The 19671-nt window shown below is 59.7% G+C and carries 14 protein-coding genes; 6 read left to right on the plus strand and 8 right to left on the minus strand.

All coding sequences use genetic code 11. The features are described 5' to 3' along the window. Positions 1 to 2: 2 nt before the first annotated feature. Positions 3 to 1043, minus strand: a complete 1041-nt coding sequence (locus ACYSMN_RS11175) for an alkane 1-monooxygenase (RefSeq protein WP_488923963.1) — start codon at positions 1041 to 1043, stop codon at positions 3 to 5. 215 nt (positions 1044 to 1258) lie between these two features. Beyond that, entirely contained in the window at positions 1259 to 5053 is a 3795-nt protein-coding gene (locus tag ACYSMN_RS11180) for a hypothetical protein (RefSeq protein WP_488923964.1), read from the minus strand. Here ACYSMN_RS11180 and ACYSMN_RS11185 point away from each other — a divergent pair. From ACYSMN_RS11185 to ACYSMN_RS11195, 3 genes are all read left to right on the plus strand, one after another. Further along, positions 5013 to 5489, plus strand: a complete 477-nt coding sequence (locus ACYSMN_RS11185; protein WP_488923965.1) for a hypothetical protein — start codon at positions 5013 to 5015, stop codon at positions 5487 to 5489. The genes ACYSMN_RS11180 and ACYSMN_RS11185 overlap by 41 nt on opposite strands. A gap of 336 nt (positions 5490 to 5825) precedes the next feature. Beyond that, a complete protein-coding gene (locus tag ACYSMN_RS11190) occupies positions 5826 to 7772 on the plus strand; it encodes a polysaccharide deacetylase family protein (RefSeq protein ID WP_488923966.1) in 1947 nt (648 codons plus the stop codon). Between the two features lie 561 nt (positions 7773 to 8333). Continuing rightward, on the plus strand, positions 8334 to 9713 hold the full coding sequence (locus ACYSMN_RS11195; protein WP_488923967.1) for an ammonium transporter: 1380 nt from the start codon (positions 8334 to 8336) through the stop codon (positions 9711 to 9713). A gap of 630 nt (positions 9714 to 10343) precedes the next feature. Here ACYSMN_RS11195 and ACYSMN_RS11200 read toward each other — a convergent pair. Then, complete coding sequence (locus ACYSMN_RS11200; RefSeq protein WP_488923968.1) at positions 10344 to 11135, minus strand: ZIP family metal transporter; 792 nt, start codon at positions 11133 to 11135, stop codon at positions 10344 to 10346. 630 nt (positions 11136 to 11765) lie between these two features. On the opposite strand from ACYSMN_RS11200, the gene ACYSMN_RS11205 reads away from it, so the two are divergent. Together ACYSMN_RS11205 and ACYSMN_RS11210 are read left to right on the plus strand one after the other, a co-directional pair. Beyond that, positions 11766 to 13376: an alpha/beta hydrolase gene (locus tag ACYSMN_RS11205; protein ID WP_488923969.1), complete on the plus strand. Its 1611-nt coding sequence runs from the start codon at positions 11766 to 11768 to the stop codon at positions 13374 to 13376. Positions 13377 to 13449: 73 nt separating this feature from the next. Then, positions 13450 to 14100 (plus strand): hypothetical protein, encoded by a 651-nt coding sequence (locus tag ACYSMN_RS11210; RefSeq protein ID WP_488923970.1) that lies wholly within the window; start codon positions 13450 to 13452, stop codon positions 14098 to 14100. 274 nt (positions 14101 to 14374) lie between these two features. On the opposite strand, the gene ACYSMN_RS11215 is transcribed toward ACYSMN_RS11210, so the two are convergent. The 5 genes from ACYSMN_RS11215 to ACYSMN_RS11235 all read right to left on the minus strand — a co-directional run bounded on the left by ACYSMN_RS11215 (position 14375) and on the right by ACYSMN_RS11235 (position 18692). Further along, on the minus strand, positions 14375 to 14575 hold the full coding sequence (locus tag ACYSMN_RS11215) for a hypothetical protein (protein ID WP_488923971.1): 201 nt from the start codon (positions 14573 to 14575) through the stop codon (positions 14375 to 14377). Between the two features lie 88 nt (positions 14576 to 14663). After that, complete coding sequence (locus ACYSMN_RS11220) at positions 14664 to 15398, minus strand: endonuclease III domain-containing protein (RefSeq protein WP_488923972.1); 735 nt, start codon at positions 15396 to 15398, stop codon at positions 14664 to 14666. A gap of 61 nt (positions 15399 to 15459) precedes the next feature. Continuing rightward, positions 15460 to 16389: a hypothetical protein gene (locus tag ACYSMN_RS11225; protein ID WP_488923973.1), complete on the minus strand. Its 930-nt coding sequence runs from the start codon at positions 16387 to 16389 to the stop codon at positions 15460 to 15462. Between the two features lie 146 nt (positions 16390 to 16535). Further along, on the minus strand, positions 16536 to 16946 hold the full coding sequence (locus ACYSMN_RS11230) for a response regulator (protein WP_488923974.1): 411 nt from the start codon (positions 16944 to 16946) through the stop codon (positions 16536 to 16538). 258 nt (positions 16947 to 17204) lie between these two features. Continuing rightward, positions 17205 to 18692, minus strand: coding sequence for a sensor histidine kinase (locus tag ACYSMN_RS11235; RefSeq protein ID WP_488923975.1), 1488 nt, complete (start codon positions 18690 to 18692; stop codon positions 17205 to 17207). A 141-nt stretch (positions 18693 to 18833) separates the two neighbouring features. Between ACYSMN_RS11235 and ACYSMN_RS11240 the strand changes: the two genes are divergently transcribed. Then, the gene (locus ACYSMN_RS11240) at positions 18834 to 19640 is read left to right on the plus strand and encodes a TrmH family RNA methyltransferase (RefSeq protein WP_488923976.1); all 807 of its coding nucleotides are present in this window, start codon (positions 18834 to 18836) and stop codon (positions 19638 to 19640) included. The last annotated feature ends 31 nt before the right edge of the window (positions 19641 to 19671 follow it).

Consider the following 19671-nt stretch of genomic DNA (forward strand, 5'->3'; position numbering starts at 1 on the left):
TGTCATCCCGCTGCTGGTACCCTTGGGTTCATTACCCGGAACCAGAGCGGCGGCAGGGCTGCTAGGAGCATCATGCCGGGGTAGCCGGTGGGCATTTGGGGGCTGGCCGGCTGAAAGCGGAGCGTGTGGTAGGGGCGGGAAGCGAGGTAGTGGTGGTCGGAATGCCGGGTGAGCTCGTAGAGTAAGATGCGGCCTACGGCGTGCTCCGAGTTCCAGGAATGGTGGGGCTGCACGCGCTCGTAGATGCCTTTTTCGGTACGACGACGCAGCAGGCCATAGTGCTCAACGTAGTTTACCAACTGAAACAACACCACGCCCACTGCCGCCGCTGCTACCCAGGCTAGCAGCGCCTTCGGGCCGAAAACCAGCCCTACTATTAGCAGCAGCGCCACTTGCGCCACTTGGAACTGTAGCATCTGATTTTGCCACGACCAAGCCGGAAGCTGCTGCCGCGTGAGGCGTTCCTGCTCCAGATGCCAGGCGGAGCGGTACTCGCCCCACACGGCGCGCGGCATGAAGCGCCAAAACGGCTCGTGCAGGCGGGCGGTGGCGGGGTCGAGGGGAGTGGCCACGTGACGGTGATGGCCGCGGTTGTGCTCGATGAAAAAGTGCAGATAAAGTGTGCTCAGCAGCAGCGCCTGGGCCAGTAGCTGCTCGTAGCGGCGCGGGCGGTGACCCAACTCGTGCGCCACGTTGATGCCCAACGCCCCGCAGCAAATCCCGATGCTGAATATCAGACCAGCAGTTTCCGCTCCGGTGAGTAAAGTATGCGTCATCACCCACAGAAACCAGCCCAACAGCCCTAACTGCAACGGCACGTTGAGGTAAAGCAGCGCATCGAAGAAGGGGTGACGGGCCGGGCCGGCGGTGGCGGGCTCATCGGAGCGGCCCGGAGAGGGTGGCGAAAGTAGCTCCAACAGCGGCACTAGCCCAAACACAAACAGCGGTGTTAGCCAGGCCCAGGGGCCCCGTAGGGCCAAGCCCGCCGCCGCGCAGGCGGGCACCAGGTAGGCCAGAAAATAGCGGAGGTCTTGGAATTGCATGGAGTGAGAAAAGAAAGTAGGGCACGGAAGATACAACACTACTGCCCGCAAATCAAGATGAAGCGTCAAGCCAAGGCTGAATGGTTTCGCCACGAAGTAGCCGAATGATGAGCTAAACTGCGTCTCGCCGCTGTGGCGCTTACCATTCCATAGCCCTGGCTTCGGGGCAATTGCGAGACATTGGCGGGCTTCACAACTACGCAATGAAGCCCGCCCTATCCTTCAACAGCGTCATTTTCAGAGTTTGGCTCTTCCGGGTCCGAGTCAAGTGGCAACGAACCGAGTGGTAGTGGTGCGAAACGGTCTTTAAAGCGGGCATACAGGGCATTCATGCCAAGCAGCAACAAGCCAATCAGAATGAAGACTATGGCGCGGGTGATGGTGCCGCTCTGGCGCAGGTCGAAGAACATCAGGCGTAGGAGGCAGATGGCAATGCCGGCCAGGGCCGCGTAGCGCAGATCCTGCCGGCGCAGCAGCAAGCTACTAACGAAGGCGGCCACAACTTCCATCATCAGCAGTACCGTGAGCACCGACCGGTCAAACGACTGGACTAGCAGCAGCGTAAGAGCCAAAAACGACGGGTACAACAGCAGCGGCACCAGCACTCGTTTCGACAATTGCCCCAAAGCGGCTAACGGCACCAACGCTGGCGGCCAGTAAGCATCTTCCAACAGTGGCCGTTGGTTGAAGAAGACGGCGGCGTAGGCGAAAAGCAGCGCCACCGCGGCGGCCGTAACCAACCAACGGGTCGTTAGAAGCTGGCCGGGGCTGAGGTAAGCCAGCGCCACGTAACTGCTCCAAAACACCGTCGCGCCAAAGAAAAACAGGCCGTATACCCGGACCCGCCGCAGCCGGTAAGGCAAGCGGCCGGCACCTAGCGTTAGGGCAAACGCCAGCAGCATCCACAGCAAGGTCTCCCATTCCACCCGGACTTCCCATTTCAGCGTGAAAACGGCTAGCAACAACGTCAGTTCCGGTAAGAAGGGATGCACGTACCGCCAGGACCGGTACACCGGCTCGGTTGTGGGAGGCCGTTGCCAGGCCAGAACAGCCAGCACCAATAGAAGCGCCCCGGCCGTGAAACGCCGAGCCGGAATGCCGAGCAGCGTATCGGTAGGTACTTCAAGCAGTAGTGCCAAATGACCGAAAAACGCAGCGGTGAGTAGGGCGAAGGTGAGGTGCAACAGGAAACGGTCGGGGTAGCCTTGGCGGGCTAGAGTAGCAGTTTCGGAGAAGCGCTGCCTTACGATGTGCGCAGCGGTGGCGGCTCCGGCTGCCAGCAAGGTCCAAAGCAGAACCGGGTAGGCTCCCGTGCGCGGGGCAAAGGCCGCCCATATGGCTACGGCCGCGTGCAGCCCCAGCAAGTACAGCCAGGGCCAGCGCACGTGTTGCTGCCGCGCCTCCCACCACGAGCAAGCCAAGCCCACTGCTGGTAGCACCAGCAGCGGCAGGAGGTAGCCTAGTACTGGTAGTGGCTGGAAAAGCAGATCCGCTGGCAACACGTGGCTCCATTGCAGCCCGGTATAGCTACCGGCCGCAAACAGCACGCCGACCCATAACCCTGGTATCACTACGAAGCGCCGGGCCAATAGCAATGTGCTGCCGAGCGCCACGGCAACCCAGCCGGCCCAGGTGTGTTCGTATACCAAGCCACCCGCCGCTAACAGGAGCAGGCCAGTCAGCGCACCTAGTAGCCGCAGGCGGTAGAGTGGGTTATAAGCCAGCGGCATTCCATCGTGCACCGGAGCACCGAGCCGATGAAGCAGCGCCTGCGTGGTGGCCGTGGCCAGCGCGGCCCCTACCAGCAGCGCGGCCCGTAAAGTATCAGGGAGAAGGTCGGGGCTAGTCCGGTACACCAGCAAGGGCAGCGCTATGGCCAGCAGCAGGGAGGTGATGAGCAGCAGGCGGTACACCAGCAGTTCGGCGCGCCAAGCCAGCAATAGCGTCATACCCAAGGTTTCGAGGTACAGCAGCGTAAGCGCGGCCGGCCAGGAAAGCCCGGCTTCGTGCAGTCCAAGGATGGCGAGAGTTAGTAGCAATTGCCCCAGTACCAGGTGCAGCGGCCGGAACCAACCGGGGCTGCCGCGCATCCACCAGGCCAGCCCGAACACCACGCCCGCCGCCGCCGCGGCACCTCCCACCAGAGCGGCTACCGATGGGGCTTCTACTTCAAACAATGCCCGACCCAGCAACCACAAGCCGCCCGCGTACAACAAACCAGTCAGCACCCGCAGGCCGCTGTGTAAGCTTCGGTCGTTGCGGTGTATGAGCAGGTTGGTCAGCCGGGGTAGGCGTACGGTGAGGTGCAGCGCCACGGAGTTAGCGAAGGCAGTGAAAAGTAGAATGATGGTATTGCGGTGCAGCACCAGAGGCATTGGCCGAGCCAGGAAAGCCGCGGCCGCCAGCAGCCAGACGCCGCTGAGCAGCGTAGCTACTAATAGCACGCGGTAAGCCGGCATCTCGGCGGCGCGACCCAGCGCCCCGGCGAGCAGCAGGCTTTCCAAATACAGCAGCATAGCCACGGCGGGCCAAACCAAGCCCGCTTCGTGCAGCCCCAGAATGGCTACCATCAGCAAAACCTGGCCAAGTAGGAGGTGCATGGTGCGGAACCACACCGGGGCCGGACGAAGCACCCAAGCCGCCGCAAACACAACTCCCGCTGCTGCCGCCGCGCCGCCCACCAAACCCGCGACGGGCGAATCTTCGACCCCGAAAAGAGCCCGCAGCAGCAAGGCCGCGCCGCCTAAGTACAGGGCCCCGACCATGCCGCCAAAGCCTCGATACAGCGCCAGGTCGTTGGTGTTTTCTTCGGTGTTAAGCAACGGCTGGCGCTGAACCAGGTAGAAATAGCCTGCTCCCAACCAGCCAACTAGCAGCAGCAGAAATGCGTTTCGATGTAGCTCCGTGGAAGTGTAAGAAGTGAGCTGGGCCACATTGAGGAGCAGCAGACCCATACCCGCCAGCAGCGCGCCGGCCGAAGCCACCTGAAACACCACCATTTCCCGCTCGCGGGCCATAATGAAGGCAATGAGCAAGGTTTCGAGCACCATAAATACGAGGATGAGCGAGCCAGTAGCGTGCCAGCCCTGCAACGAAAATGCCGTGAACAAGGCCAGCATCAAGGAAATGATGCTGTCGGTGCGGAATAGCCAGCGGATGCCCAGCTGCCGGGCCTGCCGCGCCACCCAGAACGTAAGCAGCGCACCGAGGCCCAGTGGCACCGTTTTCCAGGGCGAGCCGGTGCTGTATTGGTAGAGGTTGATGCCCAGGCAGGTCCAATTGAGCACGTGGGCCGAAAACAGCAGCGGGTCGAAGCGCAGGCTGGCGTACACGCGGCGGTATTGCACCACGGCCGCCACCACGCCCACTAGCAGCACCAGCCCCATTGCCGTCAGCCGCGTAGCGCCCGTGGCCGGACCAGCGTGGAAGTGCCAGAACTGGTGAAAGGCAAAAAAGCTGACAATGCTCAGCAGCAGCTGGTATTTCCAGCGCTGGCGGTAAGTGATGAAGATGCTGAAGGCCGTGACGCCCGCCGCTGCGGCCAACGGGAGCAGGGTAGCCGGCAGCACCGCCAACGCCACTAGACTCAGCACGCCGTGCAGCGTAGCTACCGCCTCGCGGCTGGCGCTCCAAGCCAGCCAGAGGTTCACAGCTACACCCGCTAGCAGCAGCACGTAGCTCAGCGGCGGCTCAGCCCATTGCAGACCCGGCACGTTCACGGCGCCCACGCAGGCAAACAGGAAAACGGCCGCCGCGCTGCTTTGCAGCCACACGTGCAGGCGTGCCGCAAATGGTTTGGTTTTCAGATAATGATGCCCACCCAGCAGGGCTGCCGCGAAGGCCGTAATCATCCCAAACCGAATGAGCGGACTCACGCGCAGTGCCGTGTAGATGCCCAGGAATCCAATGCCCGTCACGAGCACCACCGCTCCTAGAATGCCTGTCCAGTTGTCGAGCAGCACCTGCTCCGTGCGCTCCCACCACGTAGGCCCCGCAGGCTCGGCGGGCACCGGCGCCGGCTGCAGAATAGGCCGTGGTGGCGGCGGCGAAGGTGGTGTTGGAGCAGATGGGGTTGCCGGTGTCGCGGCTGCTACTGGTACTTTCTCTTCAACTGGGCGGGGTGCTACTACCGGTGGCACTGGCACCACTGGCGGTGTAGGCGCTGCTGGGTTTGGCGTAGCAGCCGGTACCGAAATCGGCGGAACGGCGACTGGTGGAGCTGGCACCGCCGGCTTCGGTACCGTTGGAACGGAAGCCACGGCAGGTGTTGCCGTTGCGGGCGGAATGATGGCGGCGGGGCGAGGTGGCGCTGCTACGGGCGGTGCCGAAGCCACGACGGGCGGGGCGGGTGCAACTGGAACTACCGGCGGGGTTGCAACGGGTGGCCGACTTGCCCGCTGCTGGCGTAGCTCCTCGCGCAGTTGCTCAACAAGCGTGAATAACTGAGCAAAGTCTTTTTCTCGTTGCGTTAAGCGTTGCGTGAGCCGAACTATCCGGTCAGCTAGCCTTTGATAAAACACTATGCCGAGCACACCTAGAACTAACAGTAAAAAGCTCTCCATTATTTGTGATTTGTGGTTCAATAAATAGTAAGCTGAAAGATGGTAATCTGAGCGGGCAAAAGTCAACTGAAACGACTGCAAGGCATCTGAAAGACACGCTCGCTGTATTTTGCGGTTATGCCTCAGGATGAAACTTAGTGATTTTATGACGGAAAACAGAGCGTCGACAGCACGCTAAGGCGACTTCGTACCTTTAGCGGCATCTTTTGCTTTTTCTCTTATGCGCATCCTGCACGTGTTATCTGCCAATTTCTTCGCTGGCTCGGTGAGCTATGCCGTGCATTTGGCCGAAGCACATCGGGCGCAAGGGCACGAAGTGTGGCTGCTTTCCGATGCCGCCACATTACCCACGGGTGGGCACGTAGAGCAATTGCCCATCAGCAACCGGCGGCACATGCAACGCCTGCGCAACAGTAGCCGCATCCGGGCGCTGGTGCGGACGCAGCGCATAGACGTTGTACACGCCCATTCCCGGGCCGCTAGCTGGGTGGCTTACTTCGCGTTGCGCGGCCTCAAAGTGCCGCTCGTCAGCACCGTGCACGGCCGCCAGCACCTGCACGCCAGCACCAGTCTCTTCGACATCTACGGCGACAAAGTCATTGCCATCTGCGCCAACTTGCGCACCCACCTAATTGAGGAGGTGAAGATGCGCCCGGAGAAAATAACAGCCCTTCCCAACGGAGTAGATTTCGGAGCCTCACCCCCTAGCTCCCTCTCCTTCAGAGAGGGGGAACTAGCCCTAGAACCTAGTGCTGACGCTAGCTCTAACGCTAAAACGTCTGGCACCCCCTTCTCTGAAGGAGAAGGGGGCCGGGGGGATGAGGCCACGCCAGCGCCGCTTCGTGTTTCCTTTGTCGGCCGTTTCAATGGTGGCAAAGGAGAACGGGCGGCGGCATTGCTGCAACAGGTGTTTCCGGTGCTGCTGGCGGAGTTTTCTACTCTGCGTTTGGCTTTGATAGGGGGAGAGATGGACCACCTGCCTGGCCTAGGAAAAATGGCGCTGGCAAACTTGCAAGCTCGTTTCGGCGAGCGAATTGAAGTGGTGGGTTTCACGCAGGACGTGCCGGGCTGGCTGCGTCGCTCCACGCTGGTGGTTGGAGCGGGGCGAGTGGCTATTGAGGCGCTGGGTGCTGGCGTGCCGGTGCTGGCCCTGGGTGAAGCGTCTTCCGAAGGCATCGTGACAGATGAAACCTACCGCACCGCCGCTGCATCCAATTTCGGCGACATCTCCCCGCGCTTCACCTCCACCGAAGTAGACTACGCAGCCTTGCTAGCCGAAGCACGCACCTTTTTGCAAGCCCCGCAGCCTGTACCAGAGGTGCTGGCCCAGCGCGTACGCACCGACTACAATCTGCCCCGCATCAGTGCCGAAGTGCTGGCTGTGTACCGTTCCGCTATCATGAAAAAGCGGGTGCCCGGCTTCATTCCGGTGCTCATGTACCACAAAATACCCGATGCGCCGCTGCAAACCAGGCACCGCATCTTCGTAACGAAGGACAATTTCGAGCAGCACCTGCGCTTCTTCCAGCGGCAGCAGTTTACGCCTATCACCTTCATCGACTACCTGGCTTTTGCCAACGGCGAAAAGGACTTGGCCGGCTTTCCCGCTCGCCCCATCGTCCTCACCTTCGACGACGGCTATACCGATAACTACACCAATCTGCTGCCGCTCATGCAACGCTACGGCTACCGCGGCGTGCTTTATCTGCTCGGCGACGCCAGTATCCGCTACAACCGCTGGGACGTGGACGCGGACCCCAACGAGCCGCGCAGTGAGATTATGAGCGAGGAGCAGAAGCAGGCATTCGTGGCAGCGGGCTGGGAGATTGGGGCGCACACCATGGGCCATGTCCGCCTGCCCGACCTGCCGCAGCCCCAAGCCGCCCAGGAAATTCGGGAAAGCAAAACCACGCTCGAAAAAGCATTAGGCATCACCATTGTCTCGTTCGCCTATCCCTTCGGGTCATTAGACGAAGCCACGAAGCAAGAGGTCCGGGAGGCTGGCTTTGCTTTTGGCGTGGCTACCGACACCGGCGGCATGCACATAGAAGACGACCGGTTTCAGGTTTTCAGGGTCAATATGTTTCCGGAGGAAACACCGGCTACGCTACGCAAAAAGACTTCCGGGTGGTACCGCGCCTACTACCGCTGGAAGCGCGGAAAGTAAAGCTACTCATCCTTCGAACTGATCCGCGACAACGTCAGCAGAACGTAGAAACGCGCTCCTTCACGTCTGCTTGTTGAAAGCCATTTGCTTCTGCGTCCTCTGCGCCAACTTCTGCGCCTTCTGCGGGCTAAAACACCAGCCGAATCGTAGGCTAATGCAAGCCAATGGCTGCTCATATAAGCAGGGCTTACGCACGGCGGCTTACGGGGAGCCCCAGCGGGGCGGTATATCGGTAGCAGCCAATGGACTATTAACCTGTAAGCCCCGTAGGGGCGACACCAACCGTTCAACGATTGGTGTCGCCCCTACGGGGCTTGGTTCAATAGCGCAGCTGTTTTTGCTACCGATATACCGCCCCTCCGGGGCTAAACAAGCGCCGCCGTGCGTAAGTCCTGAGTGAATAAGATGGTATTTGAAATAAGGGGGTAGAAAGTAGTGGTATGTGTTATTTTATATGATGATTTACCAAAATGCACCCTACAAAATAGGGTGGTGCTTGCAAAAATAACACGAGACAACGTATATTGACCTTAAATTTAAAACCTGGCTACTTTCGTGGTTATGATTTCTTCTGCCAAGCGCCGTACCAGCCTAAGCATGCTTGCCTTGGTGGCTTTAGTGGCCCTAACGCTGGTGTCGGCTTTCACGGAAGTTGCGCATCCATCTGCCGCACCCGGCTCCCTGAATGCCGCCGATGTAGCCTGGATGCTCACTGCCACCGCCTTCGTGCTGATTATGACGCCGGGCCTGTCGTTTTTTTATGGCGGCATGGTGCGGCCCAAGAACGTTATCAGTACCATGCTGCAAAGCTTTGTGGCGCTGGGCATCATCTCGGTGATGTTTTACTTCGTGGGCTTCTCCCTGTGCTACGGCGATTCCTGGCACGGCCTCATCGGCAATCCACTCACCTTCGCCCTGTTGCGCGACGTAGGTACGGCACCGCACCCACTGCTTTCACCCACTATTCCGTTCATTCTCTTTTTCGCTTTCCAACTCAAGTTTGCCATTATCACGCCGGCCCTTATTACGGGCTCCTTTGCAGAGCGAGTTCGTTTTAAGGGCTATTTGGCGTTTATGGTGCTCTTTGGCCTCTTTATCTACTGTCCGCTGGCCCACTGGACCTGGCACCCGGAGGGCTTCCTGCATAAATGGGGCGTGCTGGATTTTGCGGGCGGAACGGTGGTGCATATTTCGGCTGGTATTGCGGCACTGGCTGGGGCGTTGGTGCTAGGCCGCCGCTCCACGCACCTGCGCAATACGTCCTTCTCCACGCCCAACGTCCCTTACGTGCTGCTCGGCACGGGTTTGCTTTGGTTTGGCTGGTTTGGCTTCAATGCTGGCTCCGCGTTAGGCGCCAACGAACTGGCCGTAACGGCCTTCGTGAACACCAACCTGGCTTCGGCGGCGGCGCTTATTGCGTGGCTGCTGGTAGAAGTGGTACGCGGCGGCAAGCCAACGGCTGTCGGAGCGTGTACCGGAGCAGTGGTTGGATTGGTGGCTATTACGCCGGCCGCCGGCTACGTTAGCTACGGACAAAGCCTGTTGTTCGGCGTGCTGGCGGCCCTCATCAGCCACGCCGCCGTGCACTGGCAAAACAGCCGCACCACCATCGACGATACCTTGGACGTGTTTCCCTGCCACGGCCTCGGCGGTATCGTCGGGATGCTGCTCACGGGCGTATTCGCCGACAAAGTAGGCTTGGTGCACGGCACGGCCACCGTATTCGGCTACCACGTGCTAGGGCTCCTGATTGTAATTGCGTATTCGTTCGTCGGCTCGTGGGTGCTCCTGAAGCTGACCGACCGGCTATTCGGGCTGCGCGTGAAACTACAGGAAGAAGAGCTTGGCCTCGACCTCAGCCAGCACGAGGAATCCACGTATCACATCGACGAAGAATTTGAGCGCACCTACCGCCGCGAGCTGGTAGAAGAAAGCGCGTAACCCATAACCGGCCACCAGACCAACCGTGGGAAGTTGGGACGACGGTGGCCGGGTACCCCGGGTGGGGAGAAAAAGCCGTCAGGGGGGAATCTGACGGCTTTTTCGTGTGTATATGGCGCTAAAGATAGTTTGGGCAGACCCGCCCATAGTCGGCTTTCGCACCCGTCCAGCACGTTTGCGCCGTCGTCTGGCTCGCGCGAGGGGCCGTCCAGACTGCGTACGCCGCCGTTCAGCACATCAACAGGGCTGTCTAGCGCATACAACCCCCCATCCAGCTCGTTTGTATCGCCATCTAGCTCACTTTTATCGTCGTCTAGCTCACACTTAGTGTCGTCTAGCTCGTTTGTATCGCCATCTAGCTCACACTTAGTGTCGTCTAGCTCACTTTTATCGTCATTCAGCTCGTTTGTAGCGTCGTCTAGCTCGTTTGTATCGCCATCTAGCGCGTATAGATAGTAGCCGCTGTGGGAATGGTATGGCTGGTTTGAACGGTCAGGCAGAGGCGCGGCCGAAGCATCTCGCTAGGGTGGTAACTTCTTTTGATTAGCACCACAATGTCAGTACGCGAGATGCTTCGGCCGCGCCTCTGCCTGACACGGTAAACAACGCTCCGCTCCCAGGCAGGATGCCTCACGCCATCTTGCTCAGGAAAAAAGACACCAGAAAGCCCAGCACCGTAATCAACCCCGTGAAATTATGGGCTACGTCGAAAGCCTCCGGTATCATCGTGTCGGCTATCATGGCCAGCACTGCCCCGGCCGATACGGCCATCGTAGCCGCTACTACCTCGTCGGAGAAGCCGCTGAATACGGTGTAGCCCACCCATGATGCCACCCCCGAAACCAACGCAATAGCAGCCCACAGCAGCAGCACGTAACGCGCCGAGCGGCCCGCCCGCTTCATGCCCGCCGCGCTGGAAAGTCCTTCGGGTAGGTTGGAAAGGAAGATAGCCACCACGGCAACCATGCTCACGGCCCCGCCCGCTAACATGCTGAGTCCAATTACGATGCTTTCGGGAATACCATCGAGCAACGCGCCCACGGCCAGCGCCAGGCCGTTGTCGTCCTGGTCTTCGCCGCCTTGTTGGTCTTGTTGCACGGCCGCCCGCTCTTCCTCCTGCTGCGGGCCGGAGCGTTTGCGGTGCTTGGCACCGTAGCGGGCCAGCAGCCAGTTGGCGGCGGTGTACACCAAGGCCCCGCCTACAAAGCCCGCCGCCGTAGACGAAAGCCCGCCCTTGCGATACGCCTCCTCCATCATCTCCAGCGAAAGTGTCGAAATCAACACCCCGCTGCCGAAAGCCATAATAGCCGCAATCAGCCGCCGGGGCACCTTCGTGAAATAGCCGATGGCCGCTCCCAGCAAAAGCGCCGAGCCCGAAACTAGCCCCCAAAAACCCGCTTGCGCCCAGATAGGAAATGTCATAGAAAGCCGAATGTAGGGGTGAGAGACTACAGCCGGTTATACGCAAAGCCCGGTTCAGGTTGTCCGCTCGTGCCGTTATTAAGCCTGCGGAAACGCCCGAACTTCGGCCTGATTCACTCTCCGCGAGTCATCAATAAATAACACGCACTCATGTGCACAAAAGTCTATATTTGACGAGTTGCTCTGCTATCCACGATTCCCTGGCTACTGGCTAGGGTACTGCGTCTGCACACCGCGCGTTTCTCCTTGCATTTCAACTTTCTGCTGCTCATTACGCCATATTGAATGGAGGGTGAGACAGGCAGAAGGTTTCACTGCGGCCCCGCCGCGCAAAAGAACCCAGTGATGACGCGCACACGCAGTACCAGCTAACCTCTCCGAAAGGCCCGCCTCATTCAAAAGCTTGCTGCCACCCACAAGCAGAGACTTATTCCGCTCGTAGGCGCCAGCCGGTGGTTGACGCGGCCGCGAAAAATAGCCGAAGACAAAGCCGCCCCAAGTTTGCAGAGGCCAAGCTATGTGGCACGGACTTCAGTCCGTAGCCCGCCCGCTAGGCCCAGATGGAAAGCCGGCCGCGTGTGGCACGGCAGGACCCGGTAACTCCATCTAAAACGCACTTATTTCTCTCCTATGTCGCCGCAACCTACGCCGCCTCCCGCAAGTCCTGTCGTTCTTCAGTTTGAGCCGCCGTACTATCCCATCGTCTATGTGCGCGGCTACGCCATGACCCCCGATGAGCGGGAGCAGGTGTTCAACGATGGCTACTACGGCTTCGCGGCTACCTCCGTGGAAAAGCGCCAGGCCCCCACGCCGCCGGGTGCCTCGCCCAACACCGCGGGCAGCAACCGGCAGGTGGCCGACATCTTCGAGGGGCAGCTCATCCGGTTCATGAAGCTTGGCAACTACCGCTACCTCGACGCCGTGAACGAGGGCCTGCGCGAAGCCGAAAACCCGCAACGCAGCATCTGGGTGCCGCGCTTCTACGACCAGGATTTCATTAGTGGTCAGGTGCGCAGCATCGAAGCGCACGCCGAGGAGCTAGCCGATTTGATTCTGAACGTGATTCCGGCCCGCCTTCGCGCGGCCACCGGCAACCCCAACGACCCGCTCACGGGCTACAAAGTCATTCTGATAGCGCATTCTATGGGCGGCCTCGTGAGCCGCTGCCTGCTCCAAAACATCTTGCCCAACCAGTACAAAAAGGCCCCGCAGGACGTAGTGCACCGCCTCGTCACGATGGGCACCCCGCACCGCGGCATCGACCTGGGCCGGGTGCCCGATTTCCTAGAGCAGGCCATCGTGCAGGCACTGAATCCTTTTGACTCCAACATCTTTCAGGAAAAGCGCATGCGCCAGTACCTGAACCTGGAGCACAAAACCGGCAAGGAATACACCTACGACGTGCACAGCCTGGGCAAAAGCGGCTTTCCGGTCGAGAAGTGCCTGTGCATTATCGGGAGCGACTACAGTTCCTACGGGGTGGTGCGCAACGTGACGGGCACCTACTCCGATGGCCTCGTGCGCCAGGACCGCGCTTACATCGTGGCTGGTCCGCGCCCGGCGTCTGGTAAGGGGTACGAGGAACAGAACCAGGCTTTTACGGCCAATGTGCACCGGGCCCACTCCGGCTATCGGGGCATCGTGAACAGCTACGAGAGCTTCGAAAATATCCAGCGCTTTCTGTTCGGCGATGTGAAGGTGGACATCACCCTGGGCGGGCTGCAAGTGAATACGGCCCCCACTGGTAGCAACGTGAAGCTGTTCTACGACTTCGAATTCAAGCTTTCGGTGCGGGGTTCCAATGCTTATTTGCACCAGCGCAATCAAGTGCCCTGCGAAAATGCCATTCGCCTCGACCGGGCCGCCATTACCCCCGACCTGCGGCTGAAGATGCATACCGCCTTCCTGAACTCCCGGCTGGCGCGCCCCAACGATCCGGCGCTGCATTTCCTGCTGGCTTTTCGGGTGGTCGAGTTCCGGGTGAAAGATGGGTTTTTCTTCGACACCAGCTACCCCGAGCGTACCATCTACAGCGAATCGTTGGAGATGCGCGTGGCGGGTGCCAACGTGCCCGATGTGCCCACCACCGTGGCGTACCGCTGGCTCTCCGACGCGGGCGGCGACTGGACGGAAGTGCCCAATACGGGAACCAACACCGACGCGCAGGCCGCCTACGAATTCAATTTACGCTCATCGGGCTCGCTGGCCGGAAAAATCCTGCTGCGCGCCGCCGCCTGGTGAAACGGGTACTGTGCCACGTTTCCCCAGCGTTTTTTGGCTTTACAAGTGTCTCACTAATTAACCTCTACGCACGATGCCTAACCTCAAAGAATTCCGCCGCCAGTTCAGTGCCGAACTACTTCCACGCTCTCCCAGCGACCTGCTGCTCGGTGAGTTATACGAATGGAAGGGACTTTTCTCGCGCCGCCTCGACCCCACCGGCGACAACATCATCGACCACCTCGACCTGGACCGCGACACGCGCGAGGACCTGCGCCAGCGCTTGGCCGCGGTGCCCATCGTGCCTGCTTTCTTCGCCCAGATCGATCTGAAGAGTGAACTCCACACCAGTGCCGACCTGCAACTAGCCAACCTGCCGGCGCCGCTGTCAGCTAGCCTGGATGTGGAGAAGATTCAGAAGTTCGAATTCAACCAAGTGATGTCGCGGCGGCTGAATGGCGAGTTGCGCATCGAGTTGCGCCAACACCTGGACCGTCTCAAAGAAAACAATCAGAAAAAATACCGCGAGATGCTGCGCCACACCCTGGTAGCCGATGGGCTATTCTACGCTGGCGCGGTGCTCATTCATATAGAAGGCACCACGTCGCTATCGGTGGAGGCCGAAAATGCTGTGAAGCAACTAGGGGGCCAGGTGGAAGTGTTGAGCAGCAAAACCCAGCAAATCACCTTCGGCCAAGCCGATAGCCCCTTCGCGGCTGAGTTTGTAAAGGGCAGAGAATTTTGACGTAGCGGCTCCGCCAAGGGTAAGCGGCCCGTAGCGCGAAAATCCGGCTTCGCGCACGAGCAGAGCGAGTATCCGGGCCCGCGCCAGTTGAACATAGTAGCGCGAAGCTCCAGCTTCGCGCATCGTTGCTGAGGTTGAACGAGGACGTTGCTACGGCGCGGTTTCAATCGTGCAACGATGCGCGAAGCTGGAGCTTCGCGCTACGGCTCAACCGCGTAGGAACTCGCCTGCGGCTCGTCGCGGAACGGATTTTCGCGCTACTGCTTGGTCCGTGCTAGGCGGGGTCGTTGTAGGCATCGTACACGTTCCAGGCCCAGATGACGAACGGCACAATAATGGTCCAGGCGAGCAGAAAACCTACCGCGCCGCCCACGGCCCAGATGAGAAAGGCTTTCAGGATCTGGCCTTTGATGAGCTGGCCCAGGCCCGGAATGAAAAACGAAAGCAGCGCGGGTACGCCGTAGGTCTGTTTCATGGAAGAAGGATTTGTGATGGACGCTTCTGAAATGCTATTCTACGGGAAAGAGCACAGAAACTCCAACCAAACTGGCCTCCGGCTCAACTTACTCGCTTCCTTTCACCCGCGCCTGCCCAAATGGGCACTGGTCGAGCACCACGCAACGGCCGCAGGCGGGCGTGTGGAAGTAGCAGCATTTCTGCCCGTGGTACATGAAGGCTTCGTGGTGGTCATACACCTGCTGCGCGTCCCAATCGGATGGTAACAACGCCTCCAGCAGGCGGTGCGCCGCTTTTTCGTCTACCTTCGGCCCAATGAGGGCCAGCCGCTGCGCCACGCGGTGGTGGTGACTGTCGACGGGCATGGCCGGGATGCGCAGGTTGCTAAAGAGCAGCACGGCTGCGCTGGTTTTGGGCCCCACGCCCGGAATAGCTTCCAGCCAGGCCCGCGCCTCCGCCACCGGCTTATCGGCCAGCAGCGCCAGGTCGCAAGGCCCACCGCAGCGCTGGCTGATTTCGCGCAGCACGGCCTGAATGCGTGGCGCTTTCTGCTCGGGCCAGGTACAGGGGCTGATGGCTTCCTGCACCTCGTTGGTAGGCGCGTCGCGCACGGCGTCCCAGGTTGGAAACCGGGTCCGCAGCTGCTGGTAGGCGCGGTGCGAGTCTTGGTTGCGGGTGCGGTGCGAAAGCAAGGCGCTAATTAATTCGCTGAGCGGGTCTTTGGTGCTGAAAAATGGAAAAGGCGCTCCGTACTCCGCGCACAGCCGCGTGTGTACCAGGAGCGCCTTTTCTTGGCGGCTTGCAAAATCGGGATCGGCGACGGGGAAGAGGGCAGGTTTCACATCCCTTGCCTACGGCTAACACGAGAGTTCAGGTTCATTCCAGGGCCTAGATACCACTCACCTATTGCCCGCGGTTGTAGATACTAATGGCTTGCCGGACGTTGTTCTGGCTTTTGCCGCCTAGCACCAACGGCACCACGAGAAACGGCAAGCTTGCATACACCAGCGGCGAAATGCTGGGGCCACTATTATTGGAGCCGAGCGAGGTGGCCAGCCCGGCTACCAGCAGGCCCCCAGCCGCCACGTAGCTCAGAGTGGTATACGTCTGGTACTGGCGAGCCTGTAGCAGCAGGTTGGTAGCCAGTTGGTTGTCGGCGGTGGCTATGGCTAAGTTGCGCACACTCAGGCTTTCAATAGGGCCGTTATCCTTGCTGAAGTATTCGGTTTTGGTGGTGCGGTACACCGGTCCGCCGTAGCCGAAGGGGCCACCAAAGCCGCCGTAGCGGCCATAGCCATAGGGCCCGCCGAAGCTGTTGCCGGCGTATTGAGTGCTCGTGATGGAATACAGGCTGATGCGGCCAATTTTGTCGCGGCGCAATGTGGCTTCGCGGGACGAGCGGCCGGGCAGCGTAGTGCGCACGTAGAAGCCGGTTTCATCTTCGTAATAGCGCACCTGATCCAAGTCGAAACGCTGCTGCCCGTCTACGAGCAGGAAAGAGCGGCCAAATAGCGGCTGTTTTACTAGCACGTCGAAGCCCTTGTACACTTGGCCGTTTTTCAAGCCCACCGAATAGCGGGTGGTGTTGGCCGGCGGCAGCACGCCTCGCTGCTGTTGTTGCTGTTGCTGCTGGCGCACCGAGTCGGGGAGGGTAGGCGGGGAAGCCAACTGGCGCGGGGCGGCACGGCGGGCCGTATCGGCGGGAGCAGGAGCCGGGGTAGGAGCGGCGGGAGGCAGCGTGCTGAGTTGGCGGGGTGCATCCTGGGCCCGGCTGGCCGTAGGCAGTGCCAGCCATAAGCCGGCCGACAGCAGCAAAACAGAACGGTGCATCATAGCAGACGAAAAGCGAGGAAGTGAGAGAGTAAATGACGCGCGGCAGTTGAAAATTACATGAAGCCGGGCGTTTGCAGCAAGAAACGGACCAGCTACCGTTTAGAATTACCGGCACCACTTCAGCCCGAAATGCTAGCCCAAGGTCGTTATTTCAGCAGCTTTTCCAGTAGACTCATGCTGTCCACCAGATCAGAATTGGTTTCAAAATCCAAAGGTTTGAGAATGTAGCCACTCACTCCCAGGTGCTGAGCGTTGAGCCGGTCCACATCCATTGCCGAGGTGGTGATGATGAAGACTGGAATTTCGGCTAGCTGCGGGTCTTTGCGAATTTCAGCCAAAAACTCGTGGCCGTTCATTTTGGGCATGTTCAGGTCCAGCAGAATCACCTCGGGCAGCGGCCGAATGGCTTCTACGTCGTTTTCACCCCGCAACAGGTCGAGGGCTTCGAGACCGTTGAAAGCCGTGTACAGCCGGTGCTGCACGTTGAATTTCTCAAATGATTTCTTCACGGTCATCGTGTCGAAAAAATCATCCTCAACAAGCAATACTGAGCGCATAGGTTGTGTTAGTGCTTAGTTGTTGATGCCTAGTTGTTAGTGTTTGGTGCTTAGGCACTAGTAGAAGTAGCCAATGAGCAGGCTCGGACTTTTCTCTTTCACCTTGCCAAAAATGGCAGGCTCCGCGAATCTCGCTTATTTACTGGATGGAGGCACAGTCAACCCCAATTTTATTCAAGGTAAGACACCTAGAAAACATATTCGCCCACTACGTACCAACAACTAAGCACTAGGCACCAATAACCAAGCACCAACAACTCACTTCGGCCAGGTGAATACGAATGCCGTGCCTTGCCCCACTGCCGACTCGACGTGGATGGTGCCTTTCTGCTCGTCAATAATTTTCTTGACGATGCTCAGGCCAATACCCGTGCTTTCGGCGCTGTGCCGGTCACGCAGGGTCTGAAAGATGAGAAAGATTTTCTCATGGTACTCCGGCGCAATGCCCGGCCCATCGTCTTGCACCCGAAACTCGTAGCACTTGCCAATGTCGTGGTAACCGATGGTGATAGTGCCCGCGCCGGTGTGGTGGTATTTAACGGCGTTACTCAGCAGGTTCGTGAATACTTGCTCCAGGCTGAGCCGGTTGGCTAGAAAAGTTGGCAGCGCGTCCGGTATAGTTACAGTGAACGAGCGGGGCACCACCAATTCCCTCACTTCAGACACCAATTGGGCCACGTTTACTTCTTCTAGTTCCTGTTCCGTACGGCCCGCCCGGGCGTACGCCAGCAAGCCGTTGATAAGGTCTTCGAGGCGGCCCAGGCGCCCTTTTATCATGTCCAGATACTGCCGCATCTGTGCGCTCAACTCCTGGGCCAGTTCTTCCTCAATCCATTTCACCACCGTCAGCACGCCCCGCAACGGCGCTTTCAAGTCGTGCGAGGCTACGTAGGCGAATTGGTCCAGCTCGTTGTTGCGGTTTTGAAGCGCAGTGAAGGTTTCTTCCAGCGTTTGCGTCATCAGGTTGAGCGACGTAGCCAGATTGCCCAGGCTGTCCTGCTGCTCGCCACTGTTGATTTTCACGCTGTAATCGCCCTGCACCACTTTGTCGGCTAGTTGCTCGATGATGGCAATACGGCGGGTAATTTCCCGGTTCACGCGCCCTATTTCAGTTTGCAGGCGCTGATTAGCCCGCAACTCCCGCGAGATTTGCGTGAACAGCCATAGCACGATAAGAATAGCCAACACCGCCGATACAATGATGGTAAGGGGCGTGGTATTTTCGTAGAAATCCTGGTTCTCGCTTCGTTGGCGCAGCAAGGCGGTTTCAGTGGCCGTGATGTCGTTGACGAGCTTGCGCAGCCGTTGGAGCGTAGGTTGGTCGGCTAGCACCAAGTCGCGCGCCGTGTAGGGCGTTGGTACCGCGGCGGCCCACTTATCGAGCAGCATCTTTTCATCGGCCATCAACTGGCGCAACGTATCGAGACGGCTCTGCTGCAAGGGATTGTCGCGGGTGAGCATTTGCAGCGAGTCGAAGCTGCTGTAGCTGTTGGTTAAGTTAAGCTTGTAACCGGCCAGTTGCGCGGTATCGGCCAGCAGCAGGTAGCCACGGACCGCCGTTTGAGCATCGCGTACCCGCGTGCGCAGCTCTGACGTATGTTGCAGCACCTTGTAGGTGTGCTCTACCTGGCGCGTGTAAAAGGCAAGCTGCCCAATGCTGCGGTAAGCCATCAGCGACGTAAGCAGCAGCACCGCCAAAGCGATGAGGAAGCCGAGAAGGATCTTGGTACTTAACTTCAACTGCATAGAACGCGGAGGTAAAACCAGGGGCGAAGGTGCTTCCGCGGCTGCAAGAATAACGCAATAGCGTTTGAGCCCGCAACTATCGGCAACTTCCTTGGAACACCAGCCGTATCTTCGCGCCGCCGCCGCCCGCCGCCTCACCCCATGCCCGACCTCATAACTAGCCCCCAAAACCCGCGCATCAAAAACCTGCTCCGCCTCCAGCAAAAATCGTCCGAGCGGCGCGAGCAGGGCCTCACCATCATCGAAGGACAGCGGGAGCTAACTATTGCCCACGGCGCGGGCGTAGCCGTGCCAGCTCTGTTCGTGTGTCCCGAATTAGCGGGTGAAGAACAGTTGCAGGCGTTGCGCGAGCTGTTCGGCGAAGGCCAGACGCAATGGTTTGAGGTGTCGAAAGCCGTATTCGAGAAAGTGGCGTACCGCGAGGGTTCCGACGGCGTGCTGGCCCTGGCCCAGCCGCCGCGCCACAGCTTGCAGCAACTTCCCCTAACGGCCGCGCCCCTGCTGCTGGTACTGGAAGCCGTGGAAAAACCTGGCAACCTCGGCGCCATTCTGCGTACCGCCGACGCCGCCCAAGCCACCGCCGTCGTGGTCTGCGACCCGCGCACCGACCTCTATAACCCCAACGCCATTCGGGCCAGTATTGGCTGCATTTTCACGGTGCCCACCGTGGCCACCACCCGCCAGGAACTGCTGAGCTGGTGCCAGCAGCACGGCATCCGCACGTACGCCGCCGCCCTCACCGACGCGGCCGTGCCGTACACTCTTTGCGACTTTCGCGGCCCCACGGCTCTCGTAATGGGCACTGAAGCCAACGGCCTCACTCCCGAACTGCGCGAAGCCTGCGACCACACCATCATCATTCCTATGCGCGGCGCCATCGACTCGCTCAACGTAAGCACCGCCACGGCCATCCTCACCTTCGAAGCCGTACGCCAGCGGGAATCCTAGCCACATAACCTAACCTCAAGGGGTAGAACTT

It is taken from the genome of Hymenobacter sp. M1-2, assembly GCF_057808495.1.

What these genes read in the sequence shown, in the direction of transcription:
- ACYSMN_RS11215 (WP_488923971.1), bottom strand. Translation starts at nt 14,575, where the DNA reads ATGAAACAGACCTACGGCGTACCCGCGCTGCTTTCGTTTTTCATTCCG.
- ACYSMN_RS11195 (WP_488923967.1), top strand. Translation starts at nt 8,334, where the DNA reads ATGATTTCTTCTGCCAAGCGCCGTACCAGCCTAAGCATGCTTGCCTTG.
- ACYSMN_RS11200 (WP_488923968.1), bottom strand. Translation starts at nt 11,135, where the DNA reads ATGACATTTCCTATCTGGGCGCAAGCGGGTTTTTGGGGGCTAGTTTCG.
- ACYSMN_RS11210 (WP_488923970.1), top strand. Translation starts at nt 13,450, where the DNA reads ATGCCTAACCTCAAAGAATTCCGCCGCCAGTTCAGTGCCGAACTACTT.
- ACYSMN_RS11205 (WP_488923969.1), top strand. Translation starts at nt 11,766, where the DNA reads ATGTCGCCGCAACCTACGCCGCCTCCCGCAAGTCCTGTCGTTCTTCAG.
- ACYSMN_RS11230 (WP_488923974.1), bottom strand. Translation starts at nt 16,946, where the DNA reads ATGCGCTCAGTATTGCTTGTTGAGGATGATTTTTTCGACACGATGACC.
- ACYSMN_RS11175 (WP_488923963.1), bottom strand. Translation starts at nt 1,043, where the DNA reads ATGCAATTCCAAGACCTCCGCTATTTTCTGGCCTACCTGGTGCCCGCC.
- ACYSMN_RS11225 (WP_488923973.1), bottom strand. Translation starts at nt 16,389, where the DNA reads ATGATGCACCGTTCTGTTTTGCTGCTGTCGGCCGGCTTATGGCTGGCA.
- ACYSMN_RS11235 (WP_488923975.1), bottom strand. Translation starts at nt 18,692, where the DNA reads ATGCAGTTGAAGTTAAGTACCAAGATCCTTCTCGGCTTCCTCATCGCT.
- ACYSMN_RS11240 (WP_488923976.1), top strand. Translation starts at nt 18,834, where the DNA reads ATGCCCGACCTCATAACTAGCCCCCAAAACCCGCGCATCAAAAACCTG.
- ACYSMN_RS11190 (WP_488923966.1), top strand. Translation starts at nt 5,826, where the DNA reads ATGCGCATCCTGCACGTGTTATCTGCCAATTTCTTCGCTGGCTCGGTG.